Genomic DNA, 14,753 nt, shown 5'->3' with positions numbered 1-14,753 from the left:
CGGTTGAAAATCACGTATGCCAAGCGGGACTCGATCAAACCAACCATTCAGCGATGGGTTAGGCGAGTACGCGCACACAGCATTCAATCGATCATCATGTGGTCCTTCTCGGCATTTATTCTGCTTATCGTGATCGTGGTAGCTGTTCTGTTGTTCAATAAATTCTCGCGATCGGCTGAGCAGAGCGTATTTCTGAATGCCCAGCAAATTGTAGATCAGGTAAGCTATAATCTCGAGGATTATGTGGACGGCATGGCACAGCTGTATCGGGCCATTGAGGAAAACATGCTCGCGGACGGGCAATGGGACGATGATCAGGTCACTCAACAGCTGAACACCATCATGCGAAGTCGGGATGACATCGTCTCCATCGCTTTATTTAATGAACAAGGCGATATGCTGAGGAACCACCCGGCCATTCCGGTTAAACCCAGCGCCCGGGTGACGGAGCAGAGCTGGTTTCACTCGGCCATGAGAGTCTCCAACCATCTGAGCTTCTCGCTGCCGCATGTGCAGAATTTGTACGACCATACATTTGAATGGGTGGTTACGATGAGCAAAGGAATTACGGTTGTTCATAACGGGGAGCCGACCTATGTCATTTTGCTGGTGGATATCAACTTCAAGAAAATCGATGAGCTAAGCAGCCGTATTAGCCTGGGTAAGCGGGGGTATGCGTACATCATCGATGAAGGAGCGGGAAACATCGTATACCATCCCCAGCAGCAGTTAATTTACATGGGACTACGGAATGAGAGCGTAGAGCGGGCGCTCACTTCCTCGGACAGCTACATTGATGAATCGGATGGAGTCAAGCGGCTGAATACGGTGAAATCGGTCGTCAACATAGGATGGAAAATCGTTGGGGTTTCTTATTTGGATGAAATCATGACGACAAGAGAAGAGGTCAATCGTTATCTGATTCAGGTCGTGGCGATTGTACTGGTGCTTGCCATCGTGGTTTCCCTGATTCTCTCGGCCATGCTCACCCGCCCCATCCGCCGGATGGGCAGAACGATGAAGGCGGTGGAACGTGGCGATTTTAATGTGAAGCTCCCGATGCGGGGGCCACTGGAAGTAGTACAGCTGTCCAGCCGGTTCAATCTGATGCTGGATAAGATCAGGCAGCTCATGAAACAGATTGTGAAAGAGCAGGAATCGAAGCGTAGATACGAGCTGGAAGCTTTGCAGGCTCAGATCAACCCGCATTTTTTATATAACACGTTGAATTCGGTTGTCCGTATGGTGGGCATGAGCAAGAAGGAGGAGGTCATTACGATGATTACTTCCTTGTCCAAGCTGTTTCGTTTGAGCTTGAGCAAAGGGAAGACATCCATAAGCGTCCGTGAAGAGCTGGAACATGCAAGGCATTATTTGACCATCCAACAGATGAGGTATAAACAGAAATTCGATTTTATGATCGAAGCGGATGAAGCGGCGCAGTCTTGTTACACGCTAAAGCTGGTGCTGCAGCCCTTAATCGAGAATGCCATCGTACATGGCATTGAGTATATGGTGGATCAGGGACATATTCACATAACGGCTGCTATCAATGGCGACTTATTGGAGATGACGGTGACGGACAATGGCGTCGGGATGTCTCCCGCGATGGTTGAGCGGATATTAGAGGTTGAAGCGCTGCGTCAACATCCGGCTCCATTTATCAATACGGCAGGCTCCGGCGTGGCCGTTCGAAATGTTCATGACCGCATTCAATTGTATTATGGGCATCGTTTCGGTCTGGAGTTTGAGAGTGAGCTTGAAGTGGGCACGACCGTTCGCATACGGATTCCGGTCATTCACCACATAGAGGAGGGGCTGGAGAATGATTAAAATTCATCGTGTGGTACGGATACCGGCTGTACCCAAGGGCTATCTCGTTGTACTTATCCTATCCTTGATCCTCTTAACCTCGTGTTCTTCGGGCGCAACCAAGGATGAGAATGAGCCCGACCTTCGGCATATTTCCCTCGTAGCGCCCATACACGCCGAAGAGCAGGGTGATGCCATCCGATTAGGCGCCGAGGCAGCTGCCAAGGAATACGGATTGGCGCTTGATTATATCTCCCTGGAGCCAAGTGACGATGAAGCGGAGCAGCTGCAAGCAGCATTGAAGGTGCTGGAGAAAGGCTCCTCCGCGATTTTGATCGATCCGGCATCCGAAGCTGTACTGCAGAAATTAGGTGATCAAGCATCAGCAGCTGAGGTGCCCGTCATTGCTTTGAATGATCAGCGAATGACGACAGGCGTCCTCTCCGCCATTGCCATCAATAATGAGGTGGCCGGACGCAAGGCGGGGGAGCAGCTGGCCGAGTTGCTTGAAGGTCGGGGTGTTGTCGCCATACTTCGATCCGACAGGGAGGATCCCGACCTAATGGCCCGCGAAGAGGGCGCCAAAAGCGTATTGTCGGAAATGAGCGGGATACAAATAGCGGACGGAGCTGCGTGCGGCAAACGCGAAGATGCATGCTGGCAGGCGGCCAAGCAGCTGCTGGACCGGGGATCCGTCGACGGGATTCTGGCACTCGATATTCAGGCCTCCTTGGGAGCGGCCAAAGAAGTCGCGAGAAGGAAAGTTCAGGGGAAGATCAAGATTGTCACCTTTGGTAGCGATCTGGAGCAGCTTCAGCTTCTGCAGGATGGCATCCTTCACAAGCTCGTTGTGCAGAACGGGTTCAGCACGGGTTATCTGGGAGTAGAACAGGCCGTGAAGGTCTTGGATGGTTCGAAATATGACAAGCCGATTGTGCTTGAGACCAAGGTGATTGATGCTGACAATATGTTCTGGATGGATAATCAGAAGGTGCTGTTTCCATTTGTGAAGTAACGAAGTCCCGATCCTTAGAGGCAAAGTGATGAGAATTTTGCTAGAAAGCATGAGGATTTTGAATTCGAATGTCAGAAGCATTGCGGCATAATGGCGGTAGACAGTGAGATATGGCATATAAATTGCCGAACCCGTCACTGAAAATTCGAATGAAACAGGGAGGTCAACCCAGGTGAAGAAAAAATGGCTGTTAATCCTTATGGCCGGCATGATGCTGACCACGGCGGCATGCAATAACGGCGGGAGCAGTTCAACCGGCAGCGAAAGCAAAGAAGGTGAAGCGGCGAGCGGCAGCACACCTCAAGTCGGGGTGGCGATTTACAAGTTCGACGATACGTTCATGACGGGCGTTCGGAACGCGATGTCCGATGCAGCGAATGGCGTAGCCAAACTGGATATCGTGGATAGTCAAAATGCACAGCCCACCCAAAATGAGAAAATCGATCTGTTTATTTCGAAGAAATACAGCTCCATGATCATCAACCCGGTGGATCGGACGGCCGCCGGCGTCATTATCGATAAGGCTAAAACTTCGAATACGCCGGTGGTCTTCTTGAACCGGGAGCCGATCGCGGAAGACATGAACAAATGGGATAAGGTGTATTACGTAGGGGCGAAAGCCGAGGAATCCGGAACGATTTCGGGCCAGCTTATCGTTGATTATTGGAAGGCCAATCCGAAGGCGGATAAGAACGGGGATGGCAAGCTGCAGTATGTATTGCTGCAGGGCGAGCCGGGGCATCAGGATGCCGAGCTGCGGACCAAATTCTCCGTGCAGGCGATTCAAGATGCCGGGATCGAGGTCGAAGCGCTTGCGGTGGATACCGCCATGTGGGATCGCGTGAAGGGACAGGAGAAGATGCAGGCCTTCCTTGCATCCCATGGCGACAAGATTGAAGCGGTTCTGGCCAACAATGACGATATGGCGCTCGGTGCCATTGAAGCATTGAAAGCAGCGGGGTACTTCAGCGGCGACAAATATATGCCGGTTGTGGGCGTAGATGCGACAGCTCCGGCCATTCAGGCACTGGAAGACGGCACGCTTCTCGGCACCGTGCTTAATGATGCCAAGAGCCAGGGCAAAGCTTCCGTCGCGATTGCCGCAGCACTATCCAAAGGAGAAACGCCGAACAAGGACAACACCGGATTTGATATTACCGACGGCAAATACGTATGGATCGCTTACAAAAAAATAACGAAGGACAATATCGCCGACGCGAAATAATAGCAGGGTTATAGGAAGGGGCAGCGGCTATTCGTAGCGTTGTCCCTTTATATTCGGCTCTTTTCGACCCGGCCAGCGAAGGAGGTAACCCCAACGTGACGGAACCGTATGTGCTGGAGATGCGGAATATATCGAAGGCGTTTCCCGGTGTTCAGGCCCTAAGCGACGTAACATTTAAGGTAAGACCAGGCACCGTGCATGCTCTTATGGGAGAGAACGGGGCAGGTAAATCAACGTTGATGAAATGTTTGTTCGGCATATACAAGCCTGATGAAGGCGATATTTATTTGAACGGCAGCAAGGTAACCATCAACAGCTCCAAGGATGCACTGAATCACGGAATTTCCATGATCCATCAGGAACTTCATCCCGTGCCGCACCGCAACGTGATGGAGAATATATGGCTGGGAAGATTTCCGGTGACGGGCTTCTGGCCTTTGAAATTCGTGAATGAGAAACAGATGGCAGAAGATACGCTCCGTCTGTTCCGCGAGCTCGATATCGATATGGATCCCAGGGCAAGAACAGGTGCGCTCTCTGTATCCAAAATCCAATCGCTGGAAATCGTCAAAGCGGTATCCTATCGCTCCAAGGTCATTGTCATGGACGAACCAACCTCATCGCTGACAGGCAATGAAGTGGAGCATCTGTTCAGCATGATGAACAGGCTGCGTTCGCAAGGCGTGTCCATCGTCTACATCTCGCACAAAATGGAAGAGATTTTGCGCATATCCGATGATGTGACGATCATGCGCGATGGGAAGTATGTGGGCACCTGGCAAGCCGGCGAGCTGACAACCGATTTGATTATCACCCGCATGGTGGGGCGGGACTTGACGGAGCGCTATCCGGAACGGATGAACGTTCCCGGCGAAACCCGGATGCAGGTCCACCAATTGAGTTCCCCGAATCCGAAATCGTTTCAGAATGTGTCCTTCGAGCTAAGACGGGGAGAGATTCTGGGCGTTGGCGGCCTTGTCGGCGCACAGCGAACGGAATTGGTTGAAGCTATATTCGGGCTTCGTCCAGTGGCTTCCGGAACCATATCGATAAACGGGAAGCCAGTAAAGATCAAATCACCCTCGGATGCCAAGAAAAATAATATGGCGCTGCTGACGGAAGAGCGCAGAGTTACCGGCATATTTCCGGTTCTCTCGGTCTATGAGAATACCGTCATTGCCAATCTTCGAAGGTATCAGAATTGGGCGTTCCTGTTAAATGAACGCAGAGGAATCGAGGATGCGCGAACGAACGTGGAGCAGCTGAGAACCAAAACTCCCTCGGTCCATACCCAGATACGGAACCTGTCGGGTGGCAACCAGCAGAAGGTACTGCTGGCGAGGTGGCTTCTGACTGAGCCTGAAATCCTTCTGCTGGATGAACCGACCCGTGGAATTGATGTCGGCGCCAAGTTCGAGATTTATTCGATCATTACGCAGTTAGCCAAGCAAGGAAAGAGCATTATTATGATTTCCTCCGAAATGCCCGAGCTGCTCGGAATGTCCGACCGAATCATGGTGATGAGCGAAGGGCGGCTGACGGGAATTCTCGCAGGGCAGGAAGCAAGCGAAGAGGAAATCATGAGGCTTGCCGCACAGCGGTCAGCTGATTCGGGAGGGGAAGTCGATGAATACGCAAACCATCGGTAAGGTGAAAGATTATTTGGCGCAGCGCGCCATATTTGTAGTATTGATATTACTTGTTGTCGGGATTGCAGTCGCAGATCCCAATTTTCTGGCCTTCTCCACGCTGCGGGATATTTTACAGCAATCCTCCACCCGATTAATTATCGCCCTTGGCGCGGCGTTCATTCTGATCACCGGCGGGGTTGACCTCTCCGCAGGACGCGTTGTCGGGTTAACGGCGGTTGTATCGGCTTCCATGCTGCAAACGGATGTATACGCAAACCGCTTCTTCCCGGACCTGCCCCAAGTATCGGTTGTATTGCCGATTCTTATCGGTATATTAGCGGGGCTTATCGTTGGGTTAATCAATGGTTTCATTGTAGCTAAACTGCATGTGCCGCCATTCATAGCCACGCTCGGTACGATGGTCGGCATTTACGGCATCAATTCCATCTATTTTGATATGGAGCCGAACCAATCCCAGCCGATTGGCGGCTTGAGACCGGACTTTACCGTGTGGGGCAGCGGCTACATTGACTTCGGCGGCGGATATTCACTCCCTTACATCGTCATTATCGCCGTCTTCGTTGCGTTCATCTGCTGGGTGATATTCAACAAAACCCGGCTCGGCAAAAATATGTATGCCATCGGCGGCAACGTGCAAGCGGCGCATGTTTCGGGGATCAATGTAGCCCGTAATCTTATAGCGATCTACGCTATTTCCGGTGCGTTGTACGGCATCGCCGGCGTACTGGAGGCTGCGAGAACCGGGGGCGCGACGAATAACTACGGCAATATGTATGAACTGGATGCGATTGCCGCATGCGTGGTTGGGGGGGTGTCCACTGCGGGAGGCATCGGTACGGTGCCGGGCGTGATGGCCGGGGTTCTTATCTTCGGCGTCATCAATTACGGATTAACCTTTATCGGCGTCAGCCCATACTGGCAATTGATCATTAAAGGGCTTATTATCGTAGCAGCGGTCGCATTTGACATTCGCAAATACATGGCAAAAAAATAAGAGGGATTGCGGCCGCAGGAGTATATCCTGTGGCTTTTGCCATAGATTATAGAATTTATTAGTTTTCAGCGGAGCTGAACCATTCAATAATCGCAAGAAAAACTTCCTTTAACCGCGACCTGTCTTCCGAGGAAGTACGTCGATAGACGTTTTTCTTTAGATATCAGGAAGTATAAACTTCGAGGCTTGGGCCTTCCTGATATCGCAAGGAAAACATCCTATAACCGCGGTCTGTCTTCTGAGAAGGTACGTCGATAGACGTTTTTCTTTAGATATCAGGAAGTATAAACTTCGAGGCTTGGGCCTTCCTGATATCGCAAGAAAAACATCCTATAACCGCGGTCTGTCTTCTGAGAAGGTACGTCGATAGACGTTTTTCTTTAGATATCAGGAAGTATAAACTTCGAAGCATGGGCCTTCCTGATATCGCAAGAAAAACATCCTATAACCGCGGTCTGTCTTCTGAGAAGGTACGTCGATAGACGTTTTTCTTTAGATATCAGAAAGTATAAACTTCGAAGCATGGGCTTCCTGATATCGCAAGAAAAACATCCTCTAACCGCGGTCTGTCTTCTGAGAAGGTACGTCGATAGACGTTTTTCTTATAATCATCCATTACAGGAGGTGCTGTCATGATCATGGAGAAGAAGGTGTTAAATATCGGCGTACTGGGCTGCGGCCCCATATCGCAGTACGGACATTTCGAGGCTTGCCGGAGAGCGCGCAATGCCAGGCTATACGCGATATGCGACGTCGCGGAGGATTTGCTGAACCGCATGGCCGATATCCATCAGCCGGTACAAACCTACAATGGTTATGACAAGATGCTGGCTGATCCCGAGGTGGAGGCTGTTATCATCGGCATCGCGGATCAATTTCACGTGGAAGCCGCTCTTAAAGCCATTGAAGCAGGGAAACATGTTCTAGTGGAGAAGCCTCTTGGCGTCACCGTAGAAGAGTGTGAGGAATTGCAGCGGAAGGCGCGGCATTCCGGATGTATTGTCCAAATCGGCAATATGAAGCGCTTTGACCCGGGCATCGCTTATGCTAAGCAGTTTATGGATCAAGAAATGGGTGAGATGCTGGCGTTGAAAGCATGGTACTGCGACTCAACCTACCGGTATACGGTCACCGAGAACGTACAGCCCATGGTACAGTTAAGTCCGAATGCGTTAAGGCCGGAAGGGAATCCAAAGCTGGATAAGCTGCGTTATTACATGCTGACGCATGGCAGTCATCTGGTGGATACGGCTCGCTTTTTAGGTGGAGAGATAGATAGCGTTACAGCCTGGAACACGCAAAAGTTCGGGGCGTATAACTGGTTTGTCACGGTGCAGTATGCCTCGGGCGCTGTAGGACATCTGGATCTAACGGTTGCCGTGCGGATGGACTGGCATGAGGGCTTTCACATCTACGGCGAACACGGAAGCGTGATTGGCAAGACCTATAATCCTTGGCTTTTTAAGTCCAGCGACGTCGAGGTATTCTCGGCACGGGATGGTTGTTATCATCGTCCGCTTGGCGAAGATGCGCATTTCTTCAAGCTGCAGGTTGAAGGCTTTGCGGATACGATTCTGGAGCAGGCACCCATGCGAGGAGCCAATCTGGAGGATGGAGTGGCTGCTATGCGTGCCATGGCGGCGATCGCACGATCGGTGGAGAGCGGGGATACGGTGAAGCTGGCTAATGTAACGGGAGGTGTATGAGGCATGAGGCTGGGCATTTTCTCCAAAACGTTTGAACGACCTACATTGGAGGAAAATTTGGACGCAGTGAAAGCAACCGGACTGAGTGTGATCCAATTTAATCTTTCCTGCGCGGGTCTCCCCTCACTACCGCACGAGATCGATCTGGAAACCGCGGTATATATAAGAGAAGAATGTGAGAAGCGCCATCTACATATAGCCGCCGTATCCGGAACCTTCAATATGATTCACCCGGACCGGCAGAGATTGCGAGGTGACATTCGACGATTTCGTCAATTGGCAGCCATGTGCCATTCGATGGGGACGTCGGTCATTACCCTGTGCACCGGCACAAGGGATAAGGACAATATGTGGAGGGAGCATCCGGATAACGATTCACAGGAAGCGTGGGATGACCTGTTAACGACTTTGCATGAAGTAGTGAATATGGCAGAGGAGTTCGAGCTGGAACTGGCTATTGAACCTGAGCCTGCCAATGTGATCAGCGATGCTGTCAAAGCCAGACGGCTGCTGGATACGATGGATTCTCCCCGGTTAAAGGTCGTTCTGGATGCAGCGAACTTGTTCAGTCCGACTGAGAGGAGGCCCCTGGCAGAAGTTATCGGTCAAGCGCTGTCACTGCTCAGCGAACATGTCATTATTGCGCATGCCAAGGATTATTCGACCGTAGACGGACTCCATTATACGGCTGCAGGAACCGGTGAACTGGATTATAAAGCTTACATGAAATTGCTGCACGCTTATCATTTCAAGGGTCCGCTGATCCTTCATGGCCTGCATGAACGTCAGGTGCCGCAAAGCGTCTCTTATCTGAAGTCCCAAATCACAGCGGCCATGTTATGACACGAACCTCAGCGCAATAACAGCAGCACTTATGCATGTTACGGGCTTCTTGGTTCATCCTCATCGAATCTTCACAAGTTTCAGTTACAATGGGGTCTTATGTTAAAGTTGACTTGTACTGACGAAGGATTCAATAAGGAGAAACCCAGAATGAAGACGATATTAATCGTGGATGATGAACCGAATATTCGAGAAGTTCTTGTATCTTACCTGAACAAAGAACATTATCTGACGCTGGAGGCGGCCAACGGTGCCGAAGCGTTCGATTTCTTACGAGAGGAATCCGTCGATCTTGTCATACTGGACCTCATGCTTCCGGATATGGATGGTGAGCGGATATGCCAGGAAATTCGTACGTTCAGCGCGGTGCCTATCATGATGTTAACGGCTAAGGTGGCCCAGAGCAGCCGGATTGGCGGGTTTGCCATCGGAGCGGATGATTATATCGTGAAGCCGTTCGACCCTCGGGAAGTTGTGGCAAGAGTCAAGGCCGTCTTGAGGCGGGGAGATGACAGCAAGCTGCTGGCGGACGTTATTGTATATCACCAAGGCGCGCTGGCCATTCATTCGATGAAACACGAAGTTACCTGCCATGGACAGGTCGTAAATTTGACGCCAAGCGAATACAAACTGCTGCTTCTATTGGCTAAGTACCCCCAGCGCAATTTCTCGCGCGAAGAACTGGTCGATCGTGTGTTAGGCTATGACTTTATCGGCGATATCCGAATTATTGATCAGCATATCAAGAATCTTAGGCAAAAGATTGAACCCGACCCAAGGCAGCCCCAGTATATCATCACCGTTTACGGATTCGGATACCGCTTTGGAGGTGATGGGCCTTGAAGCATCGGCTGGACCTGAGGCTTGCCGCCATCATTATCAGTATCACGGCAGGGATTCTGATCATGTTTACCGTGATCAATATTGTGACTAACCATTATCATATAGCCATGTTCCAGCAGCAATCATCCGTACATCATGGAATGGCTGAGCTGAATTATCATTTGGAGCAGGCGCAGATGCAATCCATCATTTTGACATGTCTCCTATCCATTGCGATTGCTTCCGTAATAGGCATGTATGTTGCAAGGAGAATATCGGCTCCCCTCGTCCAGATGAAACGAGCGGCTGAAATGATGGCGCAGGGGAATTGGGACATTCGTGTGGCAACCAAAGGGTACGATGAAATCGCAGGACTTGGCTCTTCGCTGAACGAGCTGGCTGTGCAGCTACAGAAGCAGGCGTTGCTTCGCAGGAATATGACCCAAGATATCGCACATGAACTGCGAACGCCGTTAACCACATTAAAGAGTCACACCCGTGCACTAGCGGATGGCATATGGGAGCCGACTGCAGAGCGGTTTCAAACGTGCCTGGAAGAGATTGATCGATTGATTCAGCTCGTCACGGAGCTCGAGGATTTGCATGATATGGAATCGCCGGAGTTTCAACTATCCCGATCCAAGCAGGAGCTTGGTCACATCATGGAGAGGGCCATCACCTTGGCGGCAGCAATGTATCATGAAAAAAAGGTGGACCTGCAATATGTCAGCGGTTCGCCGATCCTAGCCGAGGTGGATGCCGACCGGATGCTCCAGGTTCTCATCAATATGTTAAGTAATGCCTTACACTACACGCCAGCTGGGGGAACGGTACAAGCCGAACTCGTGGACGAAGGGGCAAACGCCCTAATTCGAATCAAAGATTCAGGGCAGGGGATCTCTTCCTCCGATCTGCCGTATATTTTCGAAAGGCTGTATCGGGGTGATAAGTCAAGGAATCGGTTAAGTGGCGGAAGCGGGATGGGGCTGGCCATCGTCAAGCAGCTGGTATCTGCACATGGCGGTCAGGTATGGGCTGAGAGCGGAGAGAAGCATGCCGGCGGCAGCTGCTTCTATATCCGGATTCCTAAAGAAGAATAGTTGAATGGACATGCAAAAAACCGGATCAGAAGATCCGGTTTTTCCATCCCATTAACTTGGCAGCGGTCTCAACATAATAGTAATCCCCATAGATCAGCGAGACGTTTATATTTTGTCCGGCAGGCAGATGCCCCGTGGCTTCCTTCAGTATGCCTTCATACGCGGGGTCATCCCATTCGGCGTAATGGGCCGTCAAGGAGTCGATGATACGCAAGGCACTTTCGCGGTACAGAGGGCTTTCGGTTAAAGGCACCAGGTCCGCGATTTCAAGCAGACCGGAAGCAGCGCAGGATGCTGCTGACGTATCCCGTGGTTCGGAAGTGATCGGGAATGATTCCGACTGTTCACGATCGGATGTTCGCATCTCCTTGCGCTCCGCACGGAAATCCCAGCGGGGTATGGAATCCTCCTCAAGGGAAGCTATGAAAAAATGGGCAACCCGCTTGGCGGCTTCAAGATACCGTATATCGCGGGTATAACGATAGGTATTAGCCATGCCATGCAATGCCCAGGCCGCTCCACGACTCCACGCAGACTCGGGACCATAGCCTTGTCCTCCCAGCGCTTCGATGAATTCTCCCGTTAACGGATCAAATCGGCAGATGTGCCGAACGGAGCCGTCCGGTCTTATGAAATGCTCGGCAACCGTATTGGCTTGCTCTCTGGCGACATGAGCGAATCTCGGGTCACCACTCTCCTCGGAAGCCCAGAATAGGAGGGAGAGGTTCATGGTGGAGTCGATAATGGACCAGCCTTCATTCCCATGATTCCATGAGGTTGGTTTCACTTGATTCCAAGCACGAATAAATCTGCCGACCGGGTTATACCTCCCGGCCAGCAGGGTAGCCGCCAACATTCCTCTCCGCCTGGCATCCGGATCGCCGGTCAGTTTGTATTTGATGACGGCTGTCGGCAGAAATTGAAAGCCGACATCGTGATGAAAATTACTGTCCCCGATAAGCGCTTGTTCAAGTCGAACATCCCATTCCCAAGCCCATTCCTTATACTGCGGCTCCTTGGTCATATCATACATGATCCAGAGCATTCCCGGCCAAAAACCGGAGGTCCACCAGTCGATCCGGGTGGAATCATAGATTCCGTTCGTTGTTGCATGAGGAACTTTGCCTTGGAGCTGTCCCGTCATGCGCGACAGTTTCTTATCCAATTGTCCCCATAATAACGAATAGGGCATTATCGTTTCCTGATGTTGTCCGTTCATCGCTAACCTCCCAAAACTGATGTCATCGTTTGGCTAATTATCGCAACTGCTTTGATCCATTGTTCCATAGAACGCTGCCAAATTCTACATATACCGCTTAAGAACTATTGAAATAACAAGCCGATCTTAAAAAAACACAAGCCGCCGATCCACCTAAAAAAAACACAAAGGAACCGATCTTCTTCCATTGCTGCCCGGTCATGAAAACTTATAGGATAAGGATATTCATCACATCCATTTCCTAAGGAGGCGAAAGCCGATGCCGCAAATTACGATTAAAATGTATGAAGGACGCACGGATGAGCAGAAGAACGAAATCGTTGATGTTTTTACAAAGGAGCTGTCACGGATCATTGACCGGGAGCCTGAATTTATCAGCATCCGGTTTGACGAAATTCCGATAGATGACAACGCACCGGCCAATTTGAGAAACAAGAGGTGATGACAGATGGCCGAGCCAAGCAAAGCAGGGGTAAGCCCGATTCTGGAGGGAAAGCTCGATAAACGGAGAAGATTACTTGGCTTCATGTGGAAATACAGGGCGCTGTACTTCATATCGCTGCCGGGACTGCTGTTCTTCGGATTATTCAAATATGTTCCATTAATGGGCTCCGTGATCGCATTTCAGAACTACAATCTGTTTGCGGGCGTAACGGGAAGTCCCTGGGTGGGCCTTGAGCACTTTGGGCGAATGTTCCAGCACTATGATTTTTTGAAAATTCTGCGTAATACGCTTCTGCTGGGTACATATGACATTTTGTTTGCTTTTACCGCCCCCATTGTTCTGGCTTTATTGCTCAATGAGGTTCGTCAGGTCGTTTACAAGAAAATAGTCCAGACGATATTCTATGCACCGCATTTTCTGTCATGGGTTATTGTAAGCGGTATCTTTGTGGGAATCCTGTCCCCATCATCGGGGATCGTGAACGTGATACTCGGCTGGTTCGGCATAGAGCCGATCTATTTCCTTGGCGAAGATTCCTATATTCGAACGGTATTGGTGGGCTCCGGATTATGGAGAGATGTCGGATGGGGGACCATCATCTATCTGGCGGCGCTCGCAGGCATAAATCCGGATCTCTACGAAGCCTCCGAAATCGATGGAGCGGGAAGATGGCGCCAGACCCTCAGCATTACCCTGCCAGCGCTGCTTCCCGTAATAACGATCCTGTTCCTGCTCAAGATCGGGGACTTCATGGATTATGGGTTTGAACGCGTATTCGTGTTTCAGAACCCGCTTAACATCCAGTCCAGCGAAATCTTGGACACGTACATTTACAAAGCGGGCTTGCAGCAGCTTCAGTACAGCTATGCCACCGCCATCGGGGTGTTCAAATCCGTTGTTGGCTTGTTCCTGATTTCCATTGCAAACACCATCAGCAAGAAAGCGACCGGCGAGTCGCTGTATTAGAGGGGAGTGACAACCAACGTGAAATATGACAGTGCAGGCAGAAAACTGTTTCTTGTATTGAACTATATCCTCCTTACCTTTCTTGCCCTCACCATGCTGCTCCCTTTTCTCAATGTCATTGCCCAGTCGTTCAGCAGCCCGGGCGCTATCGATCGCGGAGAAGTGATGTTTTGGCCGGTGGAGTTCACCTTTGCCTACTATCAGCATGTATTCAACGATGTCTCCATCTGGAGGGCCTTCGGGATCAGCGTCTATATTACGCTATTCGGAACCTTCATTAATCTGGCGGCAACCGCTTCGCTGGCGTATCCGCTCTCCAGGCCGGAATACGTCGGTCGAAAAACAATCATGATTATTATCCTGATGACCATGATATTCACGGCACCGCTGATTCCGCAATTCATTTTGATGCGCGAGCTGAATCTCGTCAACACGCTGTGGTCTTTGATGCTGCCATCCGCGATCAGCGCATTCAATCTGTTTGTGCTTCGAACCTTCTTCACCCAAATTCCGAGCGAACTGATCGATTCGTCCCGAATCGACGGATGCAGCGAGGTCCGTACCCTGTGGAGCATCGTGCTTCCGTTATCGAAACCGGCGCTGGCGACGGTAGGGATATTCTACTCCGTGACCAATTGGAACAAATATATGGACGCCCTTTACTATATCAATGATCGGGCCAAGTATCCGCTCCAGGTAAAATTGAGGGAGCTTCTGGTGAACGAGGGCCTGACCGATACGGGCAACATGGCATTTGAAGCAAGCTCCCAATCCGTTCAAGGCATTCAGATGGCGGTGATTCTGGTAGCCACGCTGCCCATCATTCTCTTGTATCCGTTTCTGCAGCGCTTCTTCATTCATGGGATGATGATCGGGTCGATCAAAGAATAACCCTAAAAAAACGACAAACCGAGCCAAAGACATTCCTTGTTCCCGCCCAGACGGCTCACTATA

The 14,753-nt window shown here is 50.7% G+C and carries 13 protein-coding genes; 12 read left to right on the top strand and 1 reads right to left on the bottom strand.

The window, feature by feature from the left end; genetic code table 11:
• Positions 1-3 precede the first annotated feature (3 nt).
• The 9 genes from OHJ21_RS11010 to OHJ21_RS10970 all read left to right on the top strand — a co-directional run bounded on the left by OHJ21_RS11010 (position 4) and on the right by OHJ21_RS10970 (position 11,169).
• The gene (locus OHJ21_RS11010) at positions 4-1,833 is read left to right on the top strand and encodes a cache domain-containing sensor histidine kinase (RefSeq protein ID WP_100537678.1); all 1,830 of its coding nucleotides are present in this window, start codon (positions 4-6) and stop codon (positions 1,831-1,833) included.
• Positions 1,826-2,827 carry a substrate-binding domain-containing protein gene (locus OHJ21_RS11005; protein ID WP_100537677.1) on the top strand — a complete coding sequence of 334 codons (1,002 nt, stop codon included), beginning with the start codon at positions 1,826-1,828 and terminating at the stop codon, positions 2,825-2,827. The genes OHJ21_RS11010 and OHJ21_RS11005 overlap by 8 nt, the downstream gene beginning before the upstream one ends.
• Before the next feature lie 199 nt (positions 2,828-3,026).
• Positions 3,027-4,052, top strand: a complete 1,026-nt coding sequence (locus tag OHJ21_RS11000) for a galactose ABC transporter substrate-binding protein (RefSeq protein WP_394057367.1) — start codon at positions 3,027-3,029, stop codon at positions 4,050-4,052.
• A 119-nt stretch (positions 4,053-4,171) separates the two neighbouring features.
• Complete coding sequence (locus OHJ21_RS10995) at positions 4,172-5,701, top strand: sugar ABC transporter ATP-binding protein (protein ID WP_394057369.1); 1,530 nt, start codon at positions 4,172-4,174, stop codon at positions 5,699-5,701.
• Positions 5,679-6,698, top strand: coding sequence for a galactose/methyl galactoside ABC transporter permease MglC (mglC, locus tag OHJ21_RS10990; protein WP_100537674.1), 1,020 nt, complete (start codon positions 5,679-5,681; stop codon positions 6,696-6,698). The genes OHJ21_RS10995 and mglC overlap by 23 nt, the downstream gene beginning before the upstream one ends.
• Positions 6,699-7,330: 632 nt before the next feature.
• A complete protein-coding gene (locus tag OHJ21_RS10985; RefSeq protein ID WP_486020047.1) occupies positions 7,331-8,404 on the top strand; it encodes a Gfo/Idh/MocA family oxidoreductase in 1,074 nt (357 codons plus the stop codon).
• 3 nt (positions 8,405-8,407) lie between these two features.
• Positions 8,408-9,247 carry a sugar phosphate isomerase/epimerase family protein gene (locus tag OHJ21_RS10980; RefSeq protein ID WP_486020046.1) on the top strand — a complete coding sequence of 280 codons (840 nt, stop codon included), beginning with the start codon at positions 8,408-8,410 and terminating at the stop codon, positions 9,245-9,247.
• A 150-nt stretch (positions 9,248-9,397) separates the two neighbouring features.
• Positions 9,398-10,090: a response regulator transcription factor gene (locus OHJ21_RS10975; RefSeq protein ID WP_394055199.1), complete on the top strand. Its 693-nt coding sequence runs from the start codon at positions 9,398-9,400 to the stop codon at positions 10,088-10,090.
• A complete protein-coding gene (locus tag OHJ21_RS10970; protein ID WP_326113272.1) occupies positions 10,087-11,169 on the top strand; it encodes a sensor histidine kinase in 1,083 nt (360 codons plus the stop codon). The genes OHJ21_RS10975 and OHJ21_RS10970 overlap by 4 nt, the downstream gene beginning before the upstream one ends.
• A 25-nt stretch (positions 11,170-11,194) precedes the next feature.
• Here the strand turns inward: OHJ21_RS10970 and OHJ21_RS10965 are convergent, their stop codons facing one another.
• Positions 11,195-12,388, bottom strand: a complete 1,194-nt coding sequence (locus OHJ21_RS10965; protein ID WP_486020044.1) for a glycoside hydrolase family 88 protein — start codon at positions 12,386-12,388, stop codon at positions 11,195-11,197.
• Positions 12,389-12,647: 259 nt separating this feature from the next.
• On the opposite strand from OHJ21_RS10965, the gene OHJ21_RS10960 reads away from it, so the two are divergent.
• From OHJ21_RS10960 to OHJ21_RS10950, 3 genes are read left to right on the top strand one after another with little or no spacing between them, the layout of a single operon-like run.
• Positions 12,648-12,830: a tautomerase family protein gene (locus OHJ21_RS10960; protein ID WP_076321763.1), complete on the top strand. Its 183-nt coding sequence runs from the start codon at positions 12,648-12,650 to the stop codon at positions 12,828-12,830.
• A gap of 6 nt (positions 12,831-12,836) precedes the next feature.
• Positions 12,837-13,799 carry an ABC transporter permease gene (locus OHJ21_RS10955; RefSeq protein WP_100537668.1) on the top strand — a complete coding sequence of 321 codons (963 nt, stop codon included), beginning with the start codon at positions 12,837-12,839 and terminating at the stop codon, positions 13,797-13,799.
• 18 nt (positions 13,800-13,817) lie between these two features.
• Complete coding sequence (locus tag OHJ21_RS10950; protein WP_326113735.1) at positions 13,818-14,690, top strand: carbohydrate ABC transporter permease; 873 nt, start codon at positions 13,818-13,820, stop codon at positions 14,688-14,690.
• The last annotated feature ends 63 nt before the right edge of the window (positions 14,691-14,753 follow it).

Origin of the sequence: Virgibacillus sp. LDC1 (assembly GCF_025792345.1) — a bacterium.
In the GTDB taxonomy this organism is placed as follows: Bacteria; Bacillota; Bacilli; order Paenibacillales; family Paenibacillaceae; genus Paenibacillus_AQ; species Paenibacillus_AQ lautus.
This window is presented reverse-complemented; position numbering and strand designations above follow the sequence as displayed.

Bases quoted from the DNA above. Each gene is read 5' to 3' on its own strand.
- OHJ21_RS11005 (WP_100537677.1), top strand. From the start codon at position 1,826: ATGATTAAAATTCATCGTGTGGTACGGATACCGGCTGTACCCAAGGGC.
- OHJ21_RS11000 (WP_394057367.1), top strand. From the start codon at position 3,027: ATGGCCGGCATGATGCTGACCACGGCGGCATGCAATAACGGCGGGAGC.
- OHJ21_RS10995 (WP_394057369.1), top strand. From the start codon at position 4,172: ATGCGGAATATATCGAAGGCGTTTCCCGGTGTTCAGGCCCTAAGCGAC.
- mglC (WP_100537674.1), top strand. From the start codon at position 5,679: ATGAATACGCAAACCATCGGTAAGGTGAAAGATTATTTGGCGCAGCGC.
- OHJ21_RS10985 (WP_486020047.1), top strand. From the start codon at position 7,331: ATGATCATGGAGAAGAAGGTGTTAAATATCGGCGTACTGGGCTGCGGC.
- OHJ21_RS10980 (WP_486020046.1), top strand. From the start codon at position 8,408: ATGAGGCTGGGCATTTTCTCCAAAACGTTTGAACGACCTACATTGGAG.
- OHJ21_RS10975 (WP_394055199.1), top strand. From the start codon at position 9,398: ATGAAGACGATATTAATCGTGGATGATGAACCGAATATTCGAGAAGTT.
- OHJ21_RS10965 (WP_486020044.1), bottom strand. From the start codon at position 12,388: ATGAACGGACAACATCAGGAAACGATAATGCCCTATTCGTTATTATGG.
- OHJ21_RS10960 (WP_076321763.1), top strand. From the start codon at position 12,648: ATGCCGCAAATTACGATTAAAATGTATGAAGGACGCACGGATGAGCAG.
- OHJ21_RS10955 (WP_100537668.1), top strand. From the start codon at position 12,837: ATGGCCGAGCCAAGCAAAGCAGGGGTAAGCCCGATTCTGGAGGGAAAG.